20 protein-coding genes are annotated in these 22268 nt (G+C 72.2%); 1 reads left to right on the forward strand and 19 read right to left on the reverse strand.

What is annotated here, in order from left to right; translation table 11 throughout:
* Positions 1-19 precede the first annotated feature (19 nt).
* The 13 genes from metK to pyrR form a co-directional block, all read right to left on the reverse strand.
* On the reverse strand, positions 20-1228 hold the full coding sequence (gene metK, locus B086_RS0130285) for a methionine adenosyltransferase (RefSeq protein WP_026252923.1): 1209 nt from the start codon (positions 1226-1228) through the stop codon (positions 20-22).
* Between the two features lie 238 nt (positions 1229-1466).
* Entirely contained in the window at positions 1467-2669 is a 1203-nt protein-coding gene (gene coaBC / locus B086_RS0130290; protein WP_018570190.1) for a bifunctional phosphopantothenoylcysteine decarboxylase/phosphopantothenate--cysteine ligase CoaBC, read from the reverse strand.
* Positions 2670-2818: 149 nt separating this feature from the next.
* Positions 2819-3091: a DNA-directed RNA polymerase subunit omega gene (gene rpoZ / locus B086_RS0130295; protein ID WP_018570191.1), complete on the reverse strand. Its 273-nt coding sequence runs from the start codon at positions 3089-3091 to the stop codon at positions 2819-2821.
* Positions 3092-3141: 50 nt separating this feature from the next.
* Positions 3142-3735: a guanylate kinase gene (gene gmk, locus B086_RS0130300; protein ID WP_051115955.1), complete on the reverse strand. Its 594-nt coding sequence runs from the start codon at positions 3733-3735 to the stop codon at positions 3142-3144.
* Between the two features lie 60 nt (positions 3736-3795).
* Positions 3796-4119, reverse strand: coding sequence for an integration host factor (locus tag B086_RS0130305; protein ID WP_003977346.1), 324 nt, complete (start codon positions 4117-4119; stop codon positions 3796-3798).
* A gap of 288 nt (positions 4120-4407) precedes the next feature.
* A complete protein-coding gene (gene pyrF, locus B086_RS0130310; RefSeq protein WP_018570193.1) occupies positions 4408-5253 on the reverse strand; it encodes an orotidine-5'-phosphate decarboxylase in 846 nt (281 codons plus the stop codon).
* A complete protein-coding gene (locus B086_RS0130315) occupies positions 5250-6356 on the reverse strand; it encodes a quinone-dependent dihydroorotate dehydrogenase (protein ID WP_018570194.1) in 1107 nt (368 codons plus the stop codon). The genes pyrF and B086_RS0130315 overlap by 4 nt, the downstream gene beginning before the upstream one ends.
* A 68-nt stretch (positions 6357-6424) precedes the next feature.
* Positions 6425-9733, reverse strand: a complete 3309-nt coding sequence (gene carB, locus B086_RS0130320; RefSeq protein ID WP_018570195.1) for a carbamoyl-phosphate synthase large subunit — start codon at positions 9731-9733, stop codon at positions 6425-6427.
* Positions 9726-10868, reverse strand: coding sequence for a glutamine-hydrolyzing carbamoyl-phosphate synthase small subunit (carA, locus tag B086_RS0130325; RefSeq protein WP_018570196.1), 1143 nt, complete (start codon positions 10866-10868; stop codon positions 9726-9728). The genes carB and carA overlap by 8 nt, the downstream gene beginning before the upstream one ends.
* The gene (locus tag B086_RS0130330) at positions 10865-11458 is read right to left on the reverse strand and encodes a hypothetical protein (RefSeq protein ID WP_018570197.1); all 594 of its coding nucleotides are present in this window, start codon (positions 11456-11458) and stop codon (positions 10865-10867) included. The genes carA and B086_RS0130330 overlap by 4 nt, the downstream gene beginning before the upstream one ends.
* On the reverse strand, positions 11455-12741 hold the full coding sequence (locus B086_RS0130335) for a dihydroorotase (protein WP_018570198.1): 1287 nt from the start codon (positions 12739-12741) through the stop codon (positions 11455-11457). Before B086_RS0130335 ends, B086_RS0130330 begins: the two co-directional genes overlap by 4 nt.
* A gap of 5 nt (positions 12742-12746) precedes the next feature.
* Positions 12747-13727, reverse strand: coding sequence for an aspartate carbamoyltransferase catalytic subunit (locus B086_RS0130340; protein WP_018570199.1), 981 nt, complete (start codon positions 13725-13727; stop codon positions 12747-12749).
* 102 nt (positions 13728-13829) lie between these two features.
* Positions 13830-14426, reverse strand: a complete 597-nt coding sequence (gene pyrR / locus B086_RS0130345) for a bifunctional pyr operon transcriptional regulator/uracil phosphoribosyltransferase PyrR (RefSeq protein ID WP_018570200.1) — start codon at positions 14424-14426, stop codon at positions 13830-13832.
* A 276-nt stretch (positions 14427-14702) separates the two neighbouring features.
* Here pyrR and bldD point away from each other — a divergent pair, with 276 nt between their 5' ends.
* Positions 14703-15206 carry a transcriptional regulator BldD gene (gene bldD / locus B086_RS0130350; protein WP_018570201.1) on the forward strand — a complete coding sequence of 168 codons (504 nt, stop codon included), beginning with the start codon at positions 14703-14705 and terminating at the stop codon, positions 15204-15206.
* A 236-nt stretch (positions 15207-15442) separates the two neighbouring features.
* On the opposite strand, the gene nusB is transcribed toward bldD, so the two are convergent.
* The 6 genes from nusB to aroC form a co-directional block, all read right to left on the reverse strand.
* Positions 15443-15883, reverse strand: coding sequence for a transcription antitermination factor NusB (nusB, locus tag B086_RS0130355; protein WP_018570202.1), 441 nt, complete (start codon positions 15881-15883; stop codon positions 15443-15445).
* 2 nt (positions 15884-15885) lie between these two features.
* Positions 15886-16452: an elongation factor P gene (gene efp, locus B086_RS0130360; protein ID WP_018570203.1), complete on the reverse strand. Its 567-nt coding sequence runs from the start codon at positions 16450-16452 to the stop codon at positions 15886-15888.
* Positions 16453-16499: 47 nt separating this feature from the next.
* The gene (locus tag B086_RS0130365) at positions 16500-17606 is read right to left on the reverse strand and encodes an aminopeptidase P family protein (RefSeq protein ID WP_026252925.1); all 1107 of its coding nucleotides are present in this window, start codon (positions 17604-17606) and stop codon (positions 16500-16502) included.
* 609 nt (positions 17607-18215) lie between these two features.
* Positions 18216-19130, reverse strand: coding sequence for a Pro-rich N-terminal domain-containing protein (locus tag B086_RS0130370; RefSeq protein WP_026252926.1), 915 nt, complete (start codon positions 19128-19130; stop codon positions 18216-18218).
* Between the two features lie 164 nt (positions 19131-19294).
* Positions 19295-20962 carry a 3-dehydroquinate synthase gene (gene aroB / locus B086_RS0130375; RefSeq protein ID WP_078531242.1) on the reverse strand — a complete coding sequence of 556 codons (1668 nt, stop codon included), beginning with the start codon at positions 20960-20962 and terminating at the stop codon, positions 19295-19297.
* On the reverse strand, positions 20959-22143 hold the full coding sequence (gene aroC, locus B086_RS0130380; protein ID WP_026252928.1) for a chorismate synthase: 1185 nt from the start codon (positions 22141-22143) through the stop codon (positions 20959-20961). Before aroC ends, aroB begins: the two co-directional genes overlap by 4 nt.
* Between the last annotated feature and the right edge of the window lie 125 nt (positions 22144-22268).

Genomic DNA, 22268 nt, shown 5'->3' on the forward strand with positions numbered 1-22268 from the left:
GTGGTGTGCGAGGGACCGGTCAGATGCCGACGGCCTGGCGCAGCGCGTCCACGCGGTCGGTGCGCTCCCAGGTGAACTCGGGCAGCTCACGGCCGAAGTGGCCGTAGGCGGCGGTCTGGGAGTAGATCGGACGGAGCAGGTCGAGGTCGCGGATGATGGCGGCCGGACGGAGGTCGAAGACCTCCTCGATCGCCTTCTCGATCTTCTCGGGCTCCACCTTGTGGGTGCCGAAGGTCTCGACGAACAGGCCGACCGGCTCGGCCTTGCCGATCGCGTACGCGACCTGGACCTCGCAGCGGGCGGCCAGGCCGGCGGCCACGACGTTCTTGGCGACCCAGCGCATGGCGTACGCGGCCGAGCGGTCCACCTTGGACGGGTCCTTGCCGGAGAAGGCGCCGCCGCCGTGGCGGGCCATGCCGCCGTAGGTGTCGATGATGATCTTGCGGCCGGTCAGTCCAGCGTCGCCCATCGGGCCGCCGATCTCGAAGCGGCCGGTCGGGTTGACCAGCAGGCGGTAGCCCTCGGTGTCCAGCTTGATGCCGTCCTCCAGGAGCGCCTTCAGCTCCGGCTCGACGACGAACTCGCGGATGTCGGGGGCGAGCAGCGACTCCAGGTCGATGTCGGAGGCGTGCTGCGAGGAGACGACGACCGTGTCCAGGCGGACCGCCTTGTCGCCGTCGTACTCGATGGTGACCTGGGTCTTGCCGTCCGGGCGCAGGTAGGGGATCGTGCCGTTCTTGCGCACGTCGGACAGACGCTTGGACAGGCGGTGCGCGAGGAAGATCGGCAGCGGCATCAGCGTCGGCGTCTCGTCGGAGGCGTAGCCGAACATCAGGCCCTGGTCACCGGCGCCCTGCCGGTCCAGTTCGTCGTCGTCGCCCTCGACGCGGGCCTCGTACGCCGCGTCGACGCCCTGTGCGATGTCCGGGGACTGCGCGCCGATGGACACCGACACGCCGCAGGAGGCGCCGTCGAAGCCCTTCTTGGAGGAGTCGTAGCCGATCTCGAGGATCTTGCTGCGGACGAGGGTCGCGATGTCCGCGTAGGACTTGGTCGTGACCTCACCGGCGACGTGCACCAGGCCGGTGGTGATCAGCGTCTCGACGGCGACGCGGGAGGACGGGTCCTCGCGCAGCAGCGCGTCGAGGATGGTGTCGCTGATCTGGTCAGCGATCTTGTCGGGGTGACCCTCGGTCACGGACTCCGAAGTGAACAGGCGACGGGACACAACGCTCCCTGGGGTTGCAGCGGCTGCTGGCTGATCATGGGCGGACGGCACGGAGGCTGCGCCCGGTCCGTCCGAGAAACAGTTTATCGGTCGCACTCGGCCGCCGGCCCACCTGTCTCGCCACTCGGGAGTGCTGTGACCTGCGGCACGGGCATTCTGCCCCGCGCCCGGGGCCCTTGAACAGGGCCCCTGAGCGGCGGCGCCGCGTGTTCGAGTCATGTGCGAAGCGGCGTGGCGGTCAGCCGAGCCGGGCGGCCACGAGATCCCACACGATGTCGGCCAGGGCCTCCTTCGGCCCGTGCGGCACCGGGGTCTCGCCGCCGTCGGCGGCCAGCACCACGGCCTCGTTCTCCTCGGAGCCGAAGGTCCTGCGCTCCCCCACCTCGTTCACCACGAGGAGGTCGCAGCCCTTGCGCGCGAGCTTCTTGCGGCCGTTGGCGAGGACGTCGTCGGTCTCCGCGGCGAAGCCGACGATCACCTGTCCGGGCCGCGCCCGGTCGGCCGATATCTCCGCCAGGACGTCCGGATTGCGCACCAGGGCGACCGGTTCCGGCTCCTGGCCGTCCTTCTTCTTGATCTTCCCGGCCGCGTGGACGGCGGGCCGGAAGTCGGCGACGGCGGCGGCCATCACCACGGCGTCCGCGTCCGCGGCGGCCTTCAGCACCGCCTCGCGCAGCTGTACGGCCGTCCCGACCCGGACGAGGTCCACCCCGGCCGGGTCCGGCAGCTCGGCGTTGGCCGAGACGAGGGTGACCCGGGCGCCCCGGGCGGCGGCGGTGCGCGCCAGCGCGTAGCCCTGCTTGCCGGAGGAGCGGTTGCCGAGGAAACGGACCGGGTCCAGGGGCTCGCGGGTGCCGCCCGCGCTGACGACGACATGCCGTCCGGCGAGGTCGGGAGCGGCGGCGCCGCGGGCGAGGACCCGGCGGCAGACCTCGAAGATCTCCGCCGGGTCGGGCAGCCGGCCCTTGCCGGTGTCGACGCCGGTGAGCCGGCCGACGGCGGGCTCGACGACCACGGCGCCGCGGCGGCGCAGCGTCGCCACGTTCTCCCGGGTGGCCGGGTGCTCCCACATCTCGGTGTGCATGGCGGGGGCGAAGACCACCGGGCAGCGAGCGGTGAGCAGGGTGTTGGTCAGCAGGTCGTCGGCGAGGCCGTGGGCGGCCCTGGCCAGCAGGTCGGCCGTGGCCGGGGCGACGACCACCAGGTCGGCATGCTGGCCGATGCGCACGTGCGGCACCTCGTGGACGTCGTCCCAGACCTCGGTGGCGACGGCGTTGCCGGACAGCGCGGACCAGGTGGCGGCGCCGACGAAGTGGAGCGCCGAGGCGGTGGGGACGACGCGCACCTCGTGCCCGGACTCGGTGAACCGGCGCAGCAGCTCGCACGCCTTGTACGCGGCGATGCCGCCGCTGACCCCCAGAACGACCTTCGGCTTGTCCACCGTCTCTCCCCGGAATCGGCCCCGGTGCGCCCGGTGCGGCGCACGCCTTCTATGACACACCACAGGCCCGGCAGTCGCTGCCGGGCCTGTGGAAAAACTTGCTGCGGTATGCAGATACGACGAATGCGCGCCTGCTCTACCGTGTCGCCTTACTGGGCCGGGCCGTCGATGGCCTCGGAGGTCAGCAGACCCGCGTTGATCTCGCGCAGGGCGATGGAGAGCGGCTTCTCGTGGACGTGGGTGTCGACGAGCGGACCGACGTACTCGAGGAGGCCCTCGCCGAGCTGCGAGTAGTACGCGTTGATCTGGCGGGCCCGCTTGGCCGCGTAGATCACGAGGCTGTACTTCGAGTCGGTGGCCTCGAGGAGCTCGTCGATCGGCGGGTTGATGATGCCCTCGGGCGCGGAGATGGAAGAGGACACGCTCTACCTTCCGATGGATGGGAAAGAATCAGCCGGGATGATCGTGACGATCACACGACGTCCATCAAGGCTAGCAGCTCGCGCGCCACGTCCTCGACGGAGGTGTTGACCAGGGTCTCGTCGAACTCGGACTCGGCGGCCAGCTCGACCTTCGCGGCCCGCAGCCGGCGCTCGATCACCTCGGGCGGCTCGGTGCCCCGGCCGGTGAGCCTGCGCACCAGCTCCTCCCAGGAGGGCGGGGCCAGGAAGACGAGGCGGCCCTCGGGCATGGACTCGCGGACCTGTCGGGCACCCTGGAGATCGATCTCCAGCAGGACCGGCACCCCCGCCTCCAGGTGCTCCAGCACCGCCGCGCGCGGCGTGCCGTAGCGGTTGCCGGCGAACTCGGCCCACTCCAGCAGCTCGCCGTTGGCGATCAGCTTGTCCATCTCCTCGTCGGTGACGAAGAAGTAGTGGACGCCGTGCTGCTCACCGGGGCGCGGCTTGCGGGTCGTCGCCGACACGGAGAGCCAGACCTCGGGGTGTTCCTTGCGCATATGAGCGACGACCGTGCTCTTGCCGACCCCGGAGGGGCCGGAGAGCACGGTCAGCCGCGGACGTGCGTCCGGGGGTACGGGGGTCGTCCCCCGGGGTGTTACAGCCATGCAGCGATTATTCCAGCAATCCCGGAGTGCCCGGGACCCCGGTCGCGGGGTCCCGGGGGCTCAGGAACCGGTGCTGCCGAACTCACGCTCCAGGGAAGCGATCTGGTTGGAGCCGAGGCCGCGCACACGACGGCTCTCGGAGATGCCGAGTCGCTCCATGATCTGCTTGGCGCGGACCTTGCCCACGCCCGGCAGGGACTCAAGAAGGGCGGACACCTTCATCTTGCCGATGACGTCGTTCTCCTGGCCCTGCTTGATGACCTCGTGCAGGGAGGCGCCGGAGTGCTTGAGTCGATTCTTGACCTCGGCCCGCTCCCGGCGAGCCGCGGCGGCCTTTTCGAGCGCGGCTGCGCGCTGTTCAGGGGTAAGGGGCGGAAGAGCCACGCCTACGTCACCTCGGATGTCGAACTGTCGGATACGGACCGGTGAGGAACCTAGTCGCCCCACACCTGGGGGGCCACGAGCAACACGCTTGCCCGCTGCCCCCACTGCCTTGAAGGGCGTGGGAGGCGCCCCCACTCGACGGAGACTAGCGGTCGAGGGCGCCAGAGTCAGCGAGAACAGCGGAAAAGTCCTGGTCAGCCTTGGTGAGGTCGGACATTTAGGACATATTGCCTCGGTTTTCGCCGTGGATCCAGACCCGGGACGTCCCCGAAGGCTCCGCGAAGGGCCTCAGACGGCGGCCACCGCGGCCCGGATCTCCGCCGCGAACCGGTCCGCCGCGTCCCGCAGCGCCGCCACGCCGGGACCGTGCCGCAGCACACCCCGGCTGACGTTGGGCACCACGTTGCGCACCGCGGGCCCGAAGACCGCCGGGAGGCCGGCCGGCGTCGCGCCCTGCGCGCCGATGCCGGGAGCGAGCAGTGGCCCGTTGATGTCCAGGTCGTACGAGGACAGATCGCCGAGCGTGGCACCCACCACCGCGCCGAAGGAGCCCAGCGGTTCCTGCCCCGCGTTCTCCCGGGCCAGGTGCGCGAGGACGGTCGCGCCCACGGTCCGCCCGTCCGGGCGGACGGCGTGCTGCACCTCGGCGCCCTCCGGGTTGGAGGTCAGCGCCAGCACGAACAGACCGGCGCCGCTCTCCCGCGCCAGGTCGACGGCGGGCCTGAGCGAGCCGTAGCCCAGGTACGGCGAGACGGTCAGCGCGTCCGAGAACAGCGGCGCGTCCTTGCGCAGGAACGACTCCGCGTAGGCGGCCATGGTCGAGCCGATGTCGCCGCGCTTGGCGTCCATGACGACCAGCGCTCCGGCCGCCCGCGCCTCCTCCACGGACTTCTCCAGCACCGCCACGCCCCGCGAGCCGAACCGCTCGAAGAAGGCGCTCTGCGGCTTGAGGACGGCGACCCGGTCGGCCACCGCCTCCACGACGGTGCGGCTGAACCGCTCCAGACCGGCCACGTCGTCGTTCAGACCCCACTCGGCCAGCAGCGACGCGTGCGGGTCGATGCCGACGCAGAGCGGGCCGCGCTCGTCCATGGCGCGGCGCAGCCGCGCGCCGAAGGGCTCCAGGGGGCTCATGCGGACGTCCTCACGTCGGCGCCGACCGCGTCGGCGAGGGTGGCGTACGGGCTGGTGCGCAGGCGGGCGGCGAGGCCCTTGTGGATCGCGCGGCACCAGAAGGGGCCCTCGTAGACGAAGGCGCTGTAGCCCTGGACCAGCGTGGCGCCGGCCAGGATGCGCTGCCAGGCGTCCTCGGCGGTCTCGACACCGCCCACGCCGACCAGGGTGATCCGGTCGCCCACGCGCGCGTAGAGGCGGCGCAGCACCTCCAGGGAGCGCTCCTTGAGCGGCGCGCCGGACAGCCCGCCGGTCTCGGCGGCCAGCTCCGGGCCCGACCGCAGGCCGAGCCCCTCGCGCGCGATGGTGGTGTTGGTGGCGATGATGCCGTCCAGGCCGAGGTCCACGGCGAGGTCGGCGACCGCGTCCACGTCCTCGTCGGCCAGGTCGGGCGCGATCTTGACCAGCAGCGGCACCCGGCGGCCGGGCACGGCCCGGTCGGCGGCCTCGCGCACCGCGCTCAGCAGCGGGCGCAGCGCCTCGGTGGCCTGGAGGTTGCGCAGTCCGGGCGTGTTGGGCGAGGAGACGTTGACGACCAGGTAGTCGGCGTACGGGGCGAGGCGCTCGGCGGACTTCACATAGTCACCGGCCGCCTCCTCCTCGGGGACGACCTTGGTCTTGCCGATGTTGACGCCGACGACGGTGCGGAAGACCGGCGTGCGGGAGGCCAGGCGGGCGGCGACGGCCAGCGAGCCGTCGTTGTTGAAGCCCATGCGGTTGATGAGCGCGCGGTCGGCGACCAGCCGGAACAGCCGCTTCCTGGGGTTGCCGGGCTGCGGCTCGCCGGTCACGGTGCCGATCTCGACGTGGTCGAAGCCCAGCATCGACATGCCGTCGATCGCGACGGCGTTCTTGTCGAAGCCGGCGGCGAGTCCGAAGGGGCCGTGCATGCGCAGGCCCAGGGCCTCGGTGCGCAGCTCCTGGTGGCGGGGGGCCAGGACGGCCGCGGCGAAGGTGCGCAGCACCGGCACGCGGGCGGCCAGGCGGATCCAGCGGAAGGCGAGGTGGTGGGCCTGTTCGGGGTCCATCCGCCGGAAGACGAGACGGAAGAAGAGCTTGTACATCACTGTGTCCTCATGACGACCTCATGAAGAGGGGGACACCGTTTCCGGTGTCCCCCTCGGGGCTGCTGCTAGTCGCGGGCCGCGATCAGGAACCCGGCGTGTTCCTGGAGCGAGCGGACGCCCACGTCGCCGTGGTTGAGCGCGTCGATGCCCTGGACGGCGGCGGCGAGCGCCTGGACCGTCGTCAGGCACGGCACGGACCGGGCCACGGCCGCCGTACGGATCTCGTAGCCGTCGAGGCGGCCGCCGGTGCCGTAGGGCGTGTTGACGATGAGGTCGACCTCGCCGTCGTGGATGAGCTGGACGATGGTCTTCTCGCCCTGGGGGCCGGTGCCCTCGGACTGCTTGCGCACGATCGTGGCGTTGATGCCGTTGCGCTTGAGGACCTCGGCGGTACCGGAGGTGGCGAGCAGTTCGAAGCCGTGGGCGACCAGCTCACGGGCCGGGAAGATCATCGACCGCTTGTCGCGGTTGGCGACCGAGATGAAGGCGCGGCCCTTGGTGGGCAGCGGGCCGTAGGCGCCCGCCTGCGACTTGGCGTAGGCCGTGCCGAAGACGGAGTCGATGCCCATGACCTCGCCGGTGGAGCGCATCTCCGGGCCGAGGACGGTGTCGACGCCGCGGCCGTGGATGTCGCGGAAGCGCGACCACGGCATCACGGCCTCCTTGACGGAGATCGGCGCGTCCAGCGGCATGGTGCCGCCGTCGCCGTTCCTCGGCAGCAGACCCTCCTCGCGCAGCTCGGCGACGGTGGCGCCCAGCGAGATCCGGGCGGCGGCCTTCGCCAGCGGCACCGCGGTCGCCTTCGAGGTGAAGGGGACGGTGCGCGAGGCGCGCGGGTTGGCCTCCAGGACGTAGAGGATGTCGCCGGCCAGCGCGAACTGGATGTTGATCAGGCCGCGGACGCCGACGCCCTTGGCGATGGCCTCGGTGGAGGCGCGCAGCCGCTTGATGTCGAAGCCGCCCAGGGTGATCGGCGGCAGCGCGCACGCCGAGTCGCCGGAGTGGATGCCGGCCTCCTCGATGTGCTCCATGACGCCGCCGAGGTACAGCTCCTCGCCGTCGTAGAGGGCGTCGACGTCGATCTCTATGGCGTCGTCCAGGAAGCGGTCGACGAGGACCGGCCGGGAGGGGCTGATCTCGGTCGACTCGGCGATGTACGCCTCCAGGCGGGCCTCGTCGTAGACGATCTCCATGCCGCGTCCGCCCAGGACGTAGGACGGGCGCACCAGGACCGGGTAGCCGATCTCGTCGGCGATGGCCTTGGCCTGGGCGAAGGTGGTGGCGGTGCCGTGCTTGGGCGCGGGCAGCCCGGCCTCGGCGAGGACCTGGCCGAAGGCGCCCCGGTCCTCGGCGGCGTGGATGGCCTCGGGCGGGGTGCCGACGATCGGCACGCCGTTGTCCTTGAGCGCCTGGGCCAGGCCCAGCGGCGTCTGGCCGCCGAGCTGGACGACGACACCGGCGACCGGTCCCGCCTGGCGCTCGGCGTGCACGATCTCCAGGACGTCCTCCAGGGTGAGCGGCTCGAAGTAGAGCCGGTCGGAGGTGTCGTAGTCGGTGGAGACGGTCTCCGGGTTGCAGTTGACCATCACGGTCTCGTACCCGGCGTCGGAGAGCGCGAAGGAGGCGTGGACGCAGGAGTAGTCGAACTCGATGCCCTGGCCGATGCGGTTGGGGCCGGAGCCCAGGATGATCACCGCGGGCTTCTCGCGCGGGGCGACCTCGCTCTCCTCGTCGTAGGAGGAGTAGAAGTACGGCGTGCGCGCGGCGAACTCGGCGGCGCAGGTGTCGACCGTCTTGTAGACCGGGCGGATGCCGAGGGTGTGCCGGACCTCGCGGACGACGTCCTCGCGCAGGCCGCGGATGCCGGCGATCTGCTGGTCGGAGAAGCCGTGCCGCTTGGCCTCGGCGAGCAGGTCCGCGGTCAGCTCGGGGGCCGCCGCCAGTTCGTCGGCGGTCTCCTTGATCAGGAAGAGCTGGTCGACGAACCACGGGTCGATCTTCGTGTAGTCGAAGATCTCCTCGGGGGTGGCGCCCGCGCGGATGGCCTCCATGACCGTGTTGATCCGGCCGTCGGTGGGGCGTACGGCCGCTTCGAGCAGGGCCCGCTTGTCGCCGGGCTCGCCGGTGAAGGCGAACTGGCTGCCCTTCTTCTCCAGGGAGCGCAGCGCCTTCTGGAAGGCCTCGGTGAAGTTGCGGCCGATGGCCATGGCCTCGCCGACCGACTTCATGGTGGTGGTGAGGGTGGAGTCCGCGCTCGGGAACTTCTCGAAGGCGAACCGCGGGGCCTTGACGACCACGTAATCGAGGGTCGGCTCGAAGGAGGCCGGGGTCTCCCGCGTGATGTCGTTGGGGATCTCGTCGAGGGTGTAGCCCACGGCGAGCTTGGCGGCGATCTTGGCGATCGGGAAGCCGGTCGCCTTGGAGGCGAGGGCCGAGGAGCGGGAGACGCGCGGGTTCATCTCGATGACGATGACCCGGCCGTCCTCGGGGTTGACCGCGAACTGGATGTTGCAGCCGCCGGTGTCGACGCCGACCTCGCGGATGATGGCGATACCCATGTCGCGCAGCACCTGGTACTCGCGGTCGGTGAGGGTCATCGCCGGGGCGACGGTGATCGAGTCGCCGGTGTGCACGCCCATCGGGTCGAAGTTCTCGATGGAGCAGACGACCACGACGTTGTCGTTCTTGTCGCGCATCAGCTCCAGCTCGTACTCCTTCCAGCCGAGGATGGACTCCTCCAGGAGGACCTCGGTGGTCGGCGAGAGGGTGAGGCCGGTGCCCGCGATGCGGCGCAGCTCCTCCTCGTCGTGCGCGAAGCCGGAGCCGGCGCCGCCCATGGTGAAGGAGGGGCGGACGACGACCGGGTAGCCGCCCAGCTCGTCCACGCCCGCCAGGACGTCGTCCATGGTGTGGCAGATGACCGAGCGGGCGGACTCGCCGTGGCCGATCTTCTTGCGGACCTCTTCGACGACCAGCTTGAACTGGTCGCGGTCCTCGCCCTTGTGGATGGCCTCGACGTTGGCGCCGATCAGCTCGACGCCGTACTTCTCCAGGACACCGTTCTCGTGCAGCGAGATGGCGGTGTTCAGGGCCGTCTGGCCGCCCAGGGTGGGCAGCAGGGCGTCGGGGCGCTCCTTGGCGATGATCTTCTCGACGAACTCCGGGGTGATCGGCTCGACGTAGGTGGCGTCGGCGATCTCCGGGTCGGTCATGATCGTCGCCGGGTTGGAGTTGACGAGGATCACCCGCAGGCCCTCGGACCTGAGGACGCGGCACGCCTGGGTGCCGGAGTAGTCGAACTCGGCGGCCTGGCCGATGACGATCGGGCCGGAGCCGATGACCAGGACGGACTGGATATCGGTGCGCTTAGGCACGCTGGCCCTCCATCAGGGAAACGAAGCGGTCGAACAGGTAGGCGGCGTCGTGCGGTCCTGCCGCCGCTTCGGGGTGGTACTGGACGCTGAAGGCCGGCTTGTCGAGCAGGTGGAGGCCCTCCACCACGTTGTCGTTGAGGCAGACGTGGGAGACCTCGGCACGGCCGAAGGGGGTGTCGGAGACCCGGTCGGCGGGGGCGTCGACGGCGAATCCGTGGTTGTGCGCGGTGACCTCGACCTTGCCGGTCGTACGGTCCTGCACGGGCTGGTTGATGCCGCGGTGGCCGTACTTCAGCTTGTAGGTGCCGAAGCCGAGGGCGCGGCCGAGGATCTGGTTGCCGAAGCAGATGCCGAACAGCGGCGTGCCGCGCTCCAGGACGCCCCGCATGACGGAGACCGGGTGGTCGGCGGTGGCCGGGTCGCCGGGGCCGTTGGAGAAGAACACGCCGTCGGGCGCGACCGCGTACACGTCCTCCACGGTGGCGGTCGCGGGCAGCACGTGCACCTCGATGCCGCGCTCGGCCATGCGGTGCGGGGTCATGCCCTTGATGCCGAGGTCGACGGCGGCGACGGTGAACCTCTTCTCGCCGATCGCCGGGACGACGTACGCCTCCTTGGTGGCGACCTCGGCGGAGAGGTCGGCGCCGACCATCTCGGGGGCCTGCTGGACGCGGGCCAGCAGCGCGGCGTCGTCGCGGACGGCGTCGCCGCTGAAGATGCCGACGCGCATGGCGCCGCGCTCGCGCAGATGGCGGGTGAGGGCGCGGGTGTCGACGCCGCTGATGCCGACGACGCCCTGGGCGGCCAGTTCCTCGTCCAGGGAGCGGCGGGAGCGCCAGTTGGACGGCACGCGCGCGGGGTCGCGGACGACGTAGCCGGCCACCCAGATGCGCCGGGACTCGGCGTCCTCGTCGTTGACGCCGGTGTTGCCGACGTGCGGGGCGGTCATGACGACGACCTGGCGGTGGTACGACGGGTCGGTCAGGGTCTCCTGGTAGCCGGTCATGCCGGTGGAGAACACGGCCTCGCCGAACGTCTCCCCCACGGCCCCGTAGGCGCGGCCCCGGAAGACCCGGCCGTCCTCCAGGACGAGTACGGCGGGAACCCTCTCGGTTCCCCTTGTGGAGGTGGTCATCGTTCGGCGCCTTCCGTGGTGCTTGCTTCGGTCATGGAGTTGATGGCTTCGACCCACTCGGTGTGCTCGGCCGCCCGGTCGGAGCGGAAGCCGGAGTCGAGCAGCTTGCCGCCGTGTTCCCAGGTCACCACCAGCAGGCCGCCCTCGGAGAGGACCTTGCCGGCGATGCCCTTGTCGAGCCGGGCCCCGCGCAGCTGCCCGGCCGGGACGAAGAAGTCGTGCGCGCCGGGGCGTACGACGTCCAGGCCCGCGTCCGTGAGGGTCAGCTCGGCCCGGCTGCGGGTGCCCAGGCCGTGCGCCACGATGCGGTCCAGCCACTGGCCGGCCGTGGTGGAGCCGTGGTAGCGGCCGGTCATCGTCAGTCTCGCCTCGCCGGGGTGTTCCGGCGCGTCGGGCAGGGCGGGCAGGTCGCTCTGGAGGGTGCCGCGCCACTTCCAGCCCTCGCGCATCAGCCAGTAGACGAGCGCGACGAACAGGGCGAGGCCGACCAGCCAGCCGATGCGTCCGCCCCAGTTGGTGACCGAGGCCGACTTCTCCTCATCGGCGAGTGAGGTGGTGAGCTGGGCTGCGAGCAGTGTTGCAGGTGTCACGTGAGCTTCCCGTCGACGAGCGTGGCCTTGCCCCGGAGCCACGTGTGGGTGACACGGCCCGGCAGCTCGCGTCCCTCGTACGGAGTGTTGCGGCTGCGGGAGGCGAAGCCCGCGGGGTCCACCTGCCCACGGTATTCCGTGTCGACGAGGGTGAGGTTGGCGGGCTCGCCTGCCGAGACGGGCCGTCCGTGGCCGGTGGCCCGGCCGATCCGGGCCGGGGCGGCGGACATGCGGTCGGCGACGCCCGCCCAGTCCAGCAGTCCGGTGGCGACCATGGTCTCCTGGACCACCGACAGGGCCGTCTCCAGGCCGACCATGCCCATGGCGGCGGCGGCCCACTCGCAGTCCTTGTCCTCGTGCGGGTGCGGCGCGTGGTCGGTGGCGACGACGTCGATGGTGCCGTCGGCCAGCGCCTCGCGCAGCGCGTGCACGTCGCGCTCGGTGCGCAGCGGCGGGTTGACCTTGTAGACCGGGTTGTACGTGCGCACCAGCTCGTCGGTGAGCAGCAGGTGGTGCGGGGTGACCTCGGCGGTGACGTCGATGCCGCGGGACTTGGCCCAGCGGACGATCTCGACGCTGCCGGCGGTCGAGAGGTGGCAGATGTGGACGCGGGAGCCGACGTGCTCGGCGAGCAGCACGTCCCGGGCGATGACCGACTCCTCGGCGACGGCGGGCCAGCCGCCCAGCCCCAGCTCGGCGGAGACGACGCCCTCGTTCATCTGGGCGCCCTCGGTCAGGCGGGGCTCCTGGGCGTGCTGGGCGACGACGCCACCGAACGCCTTCACGTACTCCAGGGCGCGGCGCATGATCACCGCGTCGTCCACGCACTTGCCGTCGTCGGAGAAGACGGTGACCCCGGCGGCCGACTCGTGCATGGCGCCCAGCTCGGCGAGCTTCCTGCCCTCCAGGCCGACGGTGACGGCGCCGATGGGCTGCACGTCGCAGTAGCCGTGCTCCCGGCCGAGCCGCCAGACCTGCTCGACGACGCCGGCGGTGTCGGCGACGGGGAAGGTGTTGGCCATGGCGAACACGGCGGTGTAGCCGCCACTGGCGGCGGCGCGGGTGCCGGTGAGCACGGTCTCGGAGTCCTCGCGGCCCGGCTCGCGCAGATGGGTGTGCAGGTCGACCAGGCCCGGCAGGAGGACCTTGCCGCCGGCCTCGACGACCTCGGCGTCCGCCGCGGACAGGCCGGTCCCCACCTCGGCGATGGTCTCGCCGTCGATCAGCACGTCCTGCGGCTCGCCGCCGAGCACCTTCGCACCCCGGATAAGGATCTTGCTCATGGGTCTTACTTCTCCTCGTTGGTGCGGGTGTGGGTGACGGCGGGCTCGTTGCCTCCGAGCAGCAGGTACAGCACGGCCATCCGGATGGAGACGCCGTTGGCGACCTGCTCGACGACCGTGCAGCGCGGGGAGTCGGCGACCTCGGCGGTGATCTCCATGCCGCGGACCATCGGGCCGGGGTGCATGACGATCGCGTGCTCGGGCATCTTCGCCATCCGGTCGCCGTCCAGTCCGTAGCGCCGGGAGTACTCGCGCTCGGTCGGGAAGAAGGCGGCGTTCATGCGCTCGCGCTGGACGCGCAGCATCATCACGGCGTCCGACTTCGGGAGGACGGCGTCGAGGTCGTAGGAGACCTCGCAGGGCCAGGAGGTCACGCCGACCGGCAGCAGGGTGGGCGGGGCGACGAGGGTGACCTCGGCGCCGAGGGTGTGCAGCAGGTCGACGTTGGAGCGGGCGACCCGGCTGTGCAGGACGTCGCCGACCAGGGTGATGCGCTTGCCGGACAGGTCCTGGCCGAGGCCCGTGTCCCGGCCGGTCAGACGGCGGCGCATGGTGAAGGCGTCCAGCAGGGCCTGGGTGGGGTGCTGGTGGGTGCCGTCGCCCGCGTTGATCACGGCGGCGTCGATCCAGCCGGAGGTGGCCAGGCGGTAGGGGGCGCCGGAGGCGCTGTGCCGGATGACCACGGCGTCCACGCCCATGGCCTCCAGCGTCTGGGCGGTGTCCTTCAGGGACTCGCCCTTGGAGACGCTGGAGCCCTTGGCGGTGAAGTTGATGACGTCCGCGGAGAGCCGCTTCTCGGCGGCCTCGAAGGAGATCCGGGTGCGGGTGGAGTCCTCGAAGAAGAGATTGACGACGGTGCGGCCGCGCAGGGTCGGCAGCTTCTTGATCGGCCGGTCGGCGACCCGGGCCATCTCCTCGGCGGTGTCGAGGATCAGGACGGCGTCGTCGCGGGTGAGGTCGGCGGCCGAGATGAGATGACGCTGCATCTGTCAGGCTCCGTAAGGCAGTTCATTCGGGAGAATTCGGGCACAGAGGCGCGCGTGGGCACACGCGCGGGGCGTACGGCGGTATGCGTACGCGCGCGTGGGCTACGGCTGCTGCTCGCCCGGGGCGTCCGGCCTGGCACCGAGCAGCACGGTGTCGCGGCCGTCCTCCTCGGCGAGCTGGACCTTGACCGTCTCCCGCAGCGACGTGGGGAGGTTCTTGCCGACGTAGTCGGCGCGGATGGGCAGTTCGCGGTGGCCGCGGTCGACGAGGACGGCGAGCTGCACCGCGCGCGGACGCCCGATGTCGTTCAGCGCGTCGAGGGCGGCGCGGATGGTGCGGCCGGAGAAGAGCACGTCGTCGACGAGGACGACGAGGCGGCCGTCGATGCCGTCACCGGGGATCTCGGTGCGGGCCAGCGCACGCGGCGGGTGCATGCGCAGGTCGTCGCGGTACATGGTGATGTCGAGGGAGCCGACCGGGACGGTGCGCTCGGTGATCTCGGCGAGCTTGGCCGCGAGCCGCTGGGCGAGGAAGACGCCGCGGGTCGGGATGCCGAGCAGCACCACGTCGTCGGCGCCCTTGGCGCGTTCGACGATCTCGTGGGCGATACGGGTCAGTACACGCGCGATGTCGGGGCCCTCGAGCACGGGGCGGGCATCGGTCGCCTGCGGACCTGCGTGGGTGTCCTGCTTGTCCATACGAAACGGACCTCCTTCTCCGCCTCACGGGACGGACCTTAAAGGACGTCGGAATTGCGCCATCCACGGTAGCAGGTGCCGTGCGCCGCTCCGACCGCCCCCTCCCGCTCCCGCTTCACCCGGTCGGCTCAATGCGCCGCCGATAGCACGGAAGCGGCGGTGTGGACCATTCGGCTTGACGCGACAGAGTAACGCTGCGTAACCTCACAGTGAGTTACCAGCCGCCCGGCGTGGCAGTCCAGCCAGGCCGCGTCGACACAGTGTCCGGGGAGCCATATGTCCAGCGAATACGCCAAACAGCTCGGGGCCAAGCTCCGGGCCATCCGCACCCAGCAGGGCCTTTCCCTCCACGGTGTCGAGGAGAAGAGCCAGGGCCGATGGAAAGCGGTCGTGGTCGGTTCGTACGAGCGCGGCGACCGTGCCGTGACCGTGCAGCGCCTTGCCGAGCTGGCGGACTTCTACGGGGTGCCGGTGCAGGAGCTGCTGCCGGGCACCACCCCCGGCGGTGCCGCCGAGCCGCCGCCGAAGCTGGTCCTCGACCTGGAGCGGCTTGCCACGGTCCCGGCCGAGAAGGCGGGCCCCCTCCAGCGCTACGCGGCGACGATCCAGTCGCAGCGCGGCGACTACAACGGCAAGGTGCTCTCGATCCGCCAGGACGACCTGCGCACCCTCGCCGTGATCTACGACCAGTCGCCCTCGGTCCTCACCGAGCAGCTGATCAGCTGGGGCGTGCTGGACGCGGACGCGCGCCGCGCGGTGGCGTCCCACGAGGAGGCCTGAGCGGCACCAGGCGCCACAGCGGCCCCGGTAGCGACGCCAGACCCCCACAGACCCCGTAGTCCCAGCAGTACCAGCAGAAACGTGCCGCCGGGGTGGCCGGAACTTGACGGTTCCGGCCACCCCGGCGGCTTTCTGCGGGCCCGGAGGTGCCCATGGCGCCCGGGGACACCCGGACATGCCCGAGGGCCCGCAGCGGTCGCGCTGCGGGCCCTCGGGCGTGTGTGCGCTCTGCTCGCCTACGCCTCGTCGCTCGCGCGGCGCAGCGAGGGCTTGAGGTCCTTCAGCCGGCCGAGCAGCCCGTTGACGAACGACGGCGAGTCGTCCGTGGAGAACTCCTTGGCCAGCTGCACCATCTCGTCCAGCACGACGGCGTCCGGCGTCTCGTCGGCCCAGATCAGCTCGTAGGCGCCGAGCCGCAGGATGTTGCGGTCGACGACCGGCATGCGGTCCAGCGTCCAGCCGACCGCGTACTGCGCGATCAGCTCGTCGATCCGCCGCGCGTGCCCGGCGTAGCCCTCGACCAGCTGCATCGTGTACTCGCTGACCGGCGGCTGCCGGGTGTCGGACCGGGAGAGCCGGATCCAGTCCGCGAGGACGGTGAGGACGTCGACATCTCGCTGGTCGCCCTCGAAGAGGATCTGGAAGGCGCGCTTGCGGGCCGTGTTGCGGGCAGCCACGGTTAGCTGTTCACCCGGCCGAGGTAGTCGCTCGTACGGGTGTCGACCTTGATCTTCTCACCGGTGGTGATGAAGAGCGGGACCTGGATCTGGTGGCCGGTCTCCAGCGTGGCGGGCTTGGTGCCGCCGGTGGAGCGGTCGCCCTGGACACCCGGCTCGGTCTCCTGCACGACCAGCTCGACGGCGGCCGGCAGCTCGACGAAGAGCACCTCGCCCTCGTGCTGGGCGACGGTGGCGCTGAAGCCCTCGATCAGGAAGTTGGCGGCGTCGCCGACGGCCTTGCGGTCGACCATCAGCTGGTCGTAGGTCTCCATGTCCATGAAGACGAAGTACTCGCCGTCCATGTACGAGAACTGCATGTCGCGCTTGTCGACGGTGGCCGTCTCGACCTTGACGCCGGCGTTGAAGGTCTTGTCGACGACCTTGCCGGAGAGCACGTTCTTGAGCTTGGTGCGCACGAAGGCCGGGCCCTTGCCGGGCTTGACGTGCTGGAACTCGACGACGGACCAGAGCTGGCCGCCTTCGAGCTTGAGCACCAGGCCGTTCTTGAGGTCGTTCGTGGAAGCCACGGTTGCGGAATCTCCTGGACTGACGTACGACCCCGGCGCGCGCACTCCTACAGCGCGAGCAGCTCCTTGGTCGTGATGGTGAGTAGCTCGGGTCCGCCGTCCGCCTCGGGGCGCACGACGAGCGTGTCATCGATCCGGACACCGCCCCGGCCCGGGAGGTGGACCCCCGGTTCGACGGTGACCGGCACGCAAGCGTCCAGTTTACCCATGGCCGCGGGCGCCAACTGAGGGTCCTCGTCGATTTCGAGTCCGACACCGTGTCCGGTGAGGGACTGCAACCCCTCGGTGTACCCGGCCGAGTCCAGCACCTGCCGGGCCGCGCGGTCCACGTCGCGGCAGGCCGCCCCGGGGGTCAGCGCCTCCCGCCCGGCCCGCTGGGCTGCGAAGACGAGGTCGTAGAGCTGGATCTGCCAGTCCGCCGGGGAGGTGCCGATCACGAAGGTGCGGCCGATCTCGCAGCGGTAGCCGCGGTAGGCCGCGCCCAGGCACACCGAGAGGAAGTCGCCCTCCTCCACCCTGCGGTCGGTGGGCCGGTGGCCGCGGCGGCCCGAGTGGGGGCCGGTGGCGACCGAGGTGGGGAAGGCCGGGCCGTCGGCGCCGTGGTCGACGAGTCTGCGCTCCAGCTCCAGGGCCAGATGGCGTTCGGTGCGGCCGACGAGGATCGACTCCAGCAGCTCGCCCAGGGCCTGGTCGGCGATCTCGGCGCCGATCCGCAGACAGGAGATCTCCTCCTCGTCCTTGACGACCCTGAGCTGTTCCACCGCGCTGCCCAGGTCGGTGATGCGCAGCCCCGGGGCGACCGAGGCCAGCGCCCGGTGCCGGGCGACGGTGACGTGGTGCTCCTCGATCGCGAGGGAGTCGGCGCCCTGGGAGCCCGCGAGGTCGGCGGCGGCGACGGCCGGGTCGCCGCCGGGCTGCGGCAGCACCTGCGTGCGCAGCGTCTCGTCGGGGCGCCCCTCGCCGGGCCGGTCCTCCGGCGGGCTCTGGCTCACCAGCAGGTCCTCGCGCTTTCCGAGGAGCAGGACGGCACCGTGCGGGGCCGCGCCCGCGAGGTACCGCACATTGGCGGGACGAGTCACCAGCGCCGCCGCGCTGCCGCCCGCGTTGCAGCGCTCCCGTAGCCGGGTCCGGCGGGCCGCGTACACCTCTGACATGAACCGAGCGTAAGAGTTCCGCCCGCACCGTGCCGCTCGGGAGAGGCCGAGTGGGCGGTGAGCGGGGCCGCGTGCGCGGTGGGTACGGGTGGTGGTGCGGGTGGGGGCGGGTGGTGGTGCGGCGGGCGCGCACCGGCCGCCCCGGCTGGGGCCCGGCGCGGTGGGGGCAAGGCCGTCGTGCGTTGCCCCCACCCCGCCGGAGGCCGCCGGACACGCGGCTCTGCGTGTCTCCCCCGCAGGCGCTCGCCCGCCCCGGTGGAACGGCGCTGCCGGTACGCGGCGGTGACGGGGACGACAGCCGCGGGGCACGCGGCGCGGCGGGTGCCGCCGGTGGGGTGCCGGGGCGGAGCCCTCGGGCGCACGGCATACTCCGGATGCTCCGGTTGCCGCTGGGACGGCCCGCGGCTGTCGTCCCCCAGGAGCCGCAGCGGTGTGGCGGGGCCGCCCGGCGCACCGGCAGGGCGGAAGGTGCGAAGGCACGACGCACGCCGGTCGGCCTCGGGGAACCGGCCGTGCGGTGGTGTGTCGAGCGCCGGTGACCCGCCGGTCGCCGGGCATCCGGGCCCCGGCTCCCCGGCGGTCCGCCCCGCCCGCTCCCGTGCCGCCGGGCTACCAGTTCGGCGGGCTCGCGATGGCTCGGGTGAGGACCTCGTCCAGGACGTGGGCCGTGGTCGGTATGTCGAGCTGGGAGTTGTCGATGATGGGCAGCCCGGAGCCGTACCAGCCGGCCATGCGGCCGTGGATGCGGGCCACCTCCTCGTCGGTGAGGCGGCGGTTGCCGCTGCGCTCGGCGTTGCGCTCCAGGACGATGTCGAGTCCGGGCAGGAGCACCACGGGGAGCAGTCCGGGCCCCACATGCCGCTTCCAGCCGCCGAGCCCGACGACCGGGCGGTCCGGGAAGACGGCGTCGTCGAGGATGCAGGAGATGCCGTTGGCGAGGAAGTTGCGCGCGGCGAAGCCGCAGGTGCGGCGGGCCAGGCGGTACTGCGCCTCGGAGTTGTCGTTCCATCCGGACTGCGGGTTGGCGAAACCCGAGCGGACCCACTCGCGGACGTCGTCGAGGCTGATGTGCGCGGTGGGCACCCGGCGGTGCTCGGCCCAGTGGCGCGCGACGCTCGTCTTGCCGGCGCCCGCGGGGCCGATGAGGAGCACCGCGAGCGTGGTGACGGTCGGGTCGGGCACGGCCTGGGCGGGCGGCGGCGCGGGCATGGCGACCGGAGCGCCGGGCGGCAGCCGGACATGGCCGGTGGCGTCCGGCGCGGGAGGCGGCGCCGGGGCCGGGGAGACCTGCGCCGGCGGCAGCGGAACGTGCCCCGCCGCGGGTCCGGCCGGAGGTCCGGCCGGGTGACCGACCGCGGGTGCGGACGGGTGGCCCGGGGCCGGGGGCGGCAGAGGCACCGGGCCCGGGGCCGGGTGGGCGCCCGGGTGCGGCCCGGGGTGCTGTGCGGCCGGTGGCCGGCCTGCGGCCGGTCCGTGCCCCGGCTGGTGGGGCGGCGGCAGCGGAGAACCCACTGCGTGCTGCATCCGGTGCCACTCCGTCTCGTACAAGGCCATGGGCGCTGGCAGCGGGCCCGTGCCCGCTCCTTACCGAACGGTACCGTCCCCGGCCGCCCTGTGGTGAACGGCCGGGGACGGCCCGAAGTGCCCGCCGCCGCACGGCGGATCGGACGGATCGCCCTTCGGGGGAGCTACTCCCCCACCTCGCCGTACGCGGCGAGCAGCACGGCCGGGTCGGGACCCTCCAGCACGGTGGGCCTGGCCAGGCCGTCGAGCACGATGAACCGCAGCAGGTTGCCGCGGGACTTCTTGTCGACCTTCATGGTCTCCAGCAGCTTGGGCCACTGGTCGTGGCGGTAGTGCAGGGGCAGCCCGACCGACTCCAGGACGGTGCGGTGCCGGTCGGCGGTCGCGTCGTCCAACCGGCCCGCCAGACGGCCCAGTTCGGCGGCGAAGTGCATGCCGACGGCGACGGCGGCGCCGTGCCGCCACTTGTACCGCTCGTTCTTCTCGATGGCGTGGCCGAGCGTGTGGCCGTAGTTGAGGATCTCCCGCAGGCCGGACTCCTTGAGGTCCGCGGAGACCACCTCGGCCTTGACCCGGATGGAGCGCTCGATCAGCTCGGCGGTGTGCGGACCCGCCGGGGTGCGCGCGGCCTGCGGGTCGGACTCGATCAGGTCGAGGATGACCGGGTCGGCGATGAAGCCCGCCTTGATGACCTCCGCGAGCCCGGAGACGTAGTCGTTGACCGGGAGGGAGTCCAGCGCGGCCAGGTCGCACAGCACGCCCGCGGGCGGGTGGAAGGCGCCCACGAGGTTCTTGCCCTCGGCGGTGTTGATGCCGGTCTTGCCGCCGACGGCCGCGTCCACCATGGCGAGCACGGTGGTCGGGACGGCGACCCAGCGCACCCCGCGCAGCCAGGTCGCGGCGACGAACCCGGCCAGGTCGGTGGTGGCGCCGCCGCCCACGCCGACGATCACGTCGGAGCGGGTGAACCCGGACTGGCCGAGCGCCTTCCAGCAGTAGGCGGCGACCTCGGCGGTCTTGGCCTCCTCCGCGTTCGGCACCTGGATGGCGACGGCCTCGTAGCCCTGCCCGGCCAGGTCGGCGCGGAGCGCGTCGCCGGTCTCGGCGAGCGCCTCGGGATGGATGACGGCGACCCGCTGCGCCTGCTCGCCGATCAGCCCGGCCAGCTCGCCCAGGAGCTGACGGCCCACCAGCACGTCATAGGGATCGGTGCCGTCGGTGCCGCCGATCCGGATCCTGGTCACCTGCTGCGTCATCGCGTTCTCCTGCCCGGGGTCCGGAGCGCCCGCCCCGGGGGATACGGTCTTCGGCGCCGCCGCGTCCTTCAGCCCCACCGCGTCCAGGACGGCCCCGGTGACCTCCTCGGGAGTGCGGCCGTCGGTGGCGACCACCGCCGTGGCGACCTCCTCGTACAGGTGGCGGCGGGCCTCCATCAGCTCGCGCCACTGCTTGCGCGGGTTGACGGCGAGCAGCGGGCGGGCGACGTTCAGGCCGGTGCGGCGCACCGCCTCCTCGACGTCCATCGACAGACAGACGACGGGCAGCGGGGCCAGCAGCGCGCGGGTGTCCGCGTCCAGGACGGCGCCGCCGCCCAGCGCGAGGACGCCCCCGTGCTCGGCGACCGCCCGGCGCACCGCCTCCTTCTCCAGCGCGCGGAAGGCGTCCTCGCCCTCGTCGACGAAGATCTCCGAGATGGCGCGGCCCTGCTCGGCCACGATGTCGTCGTCGGTGTCCCGGTAGGCGAGGCCGAGGCGGTCGGCCAGCAGCCGGCCGACGGTGGACTTGCCCACGCCCATCGGCCCGACCAGGACCACGGCCGGGGCCCCGCTCATCGGATCGCCAGGTTGTCGAGGTAGGAGCGGACGTTGCGGCGGGTCTCGGGCACGCTGTCGCCGCCGAACTTCTCGGCGACCGCGTCGGCCAGCACCAGGGCCACCATGGCCTCGGCCACGATCCCGGCCGCCGGGACCGCGCACACGTCGGAGCGCTGGTGGTGGGCCTGCGCCGGTTCGCCGGTGGCCACGTCGACGGTCTGGAGGGCGCGCGGCACGGTCGCGATCGGCTTCATCGCGGCGCGCACCCGCAGCAGCTCACCGGTGGTGAGGCCGCCCTCGGTGCCGCCGGAGCGGCCGGTGGCCCGCCGGATGCCCTCGTCGGTGGTCACGATCTCGTCGTGCGCCTTCGAGCCGGGCACCCGCGCCAGGTCGAAGCCGTCGCCCAGCTCCACGCCCTTGATCGCCTGGATGCCCATGAGGGCGGCGGCGAGCCGGGCGTCGAGGCGGCGGTCCCAGTGCACATGCGAGCCGAGGCCCACGGGAACGCCGTAGGCGAGGACCTCGACCACACCGCCGAGGGTGTCGCCGTCCTTGTGGGCCTGGTCGATCTCGGCGACCATCGCCTCGGAGGCGTCCGGGTCCAGGCAGCGCACCGGGTCGGCGTCCAGCCGCTCCACGTCCGCCGGGGTCGGGTACACCCCGTACGGCGCCTTGGCGGCGGCCAGCTCCACGACGTGCGAGACGATCTCGATGCCGGCCGTCTCCTTCAGGTACGACCGCGCGACCGTGCCCAGCGCGACGCGCGCGGCGGTCTCCCGGGCGGAGGCCCGCTCCAGGATCGGCCGGGCCTCGTCGAAGCCGTACTTCTGCATACCGGCCAGGTCGGCGTGGCCGGGGCGGGGCCGGGTCAGCGGCGCGTTGCGCGCCAGCTCGGCCAGCTCGTCCGGGTCCACCGGGTCGGCCGCCATGACCTTGTCCCACTTGGGCCACTCGGTGTTGCCGACCATGACGGCCACCGGGGAGCCGAGGGTGAGTCCGTGCCGGACCCCGCCGAGGAAGGTGACCTCGTCCCGCTCGAACTTCATCCGTGCGCCGCGCCCGTAGCCCAGACGGCGCCGCGCGAGGTGGTCCGCCACCATGTCCGTGGTGATGGGCACGCCGGCGGGAAGGCCCTCCAGCGTCGCGACAAGTGCGGGTCCGTGGGACTCCCCCGCGGTCAGCCAACGCAACCTGCTCAACGATGCTCCTCATGCTCGCGCCTCGAACTGCGACGGCGCGACCGGGTGCGCGGCCCTGGCCCGCCGTCCCCGATCCTCCCACGTCCGGGAGCCCGAGCCCGCCGCCGGTCCACCAGCCGGACGGC

This window comes from Streptomyces sp. PsTaAH-124 (assembly GCF_000373685.1).
GTDB lineage: Bacteria > Actinomycetota > Actinomycetes > Streptomycetales > Streptomycetaceae > Streptomyces > Streptomyces andamanensis.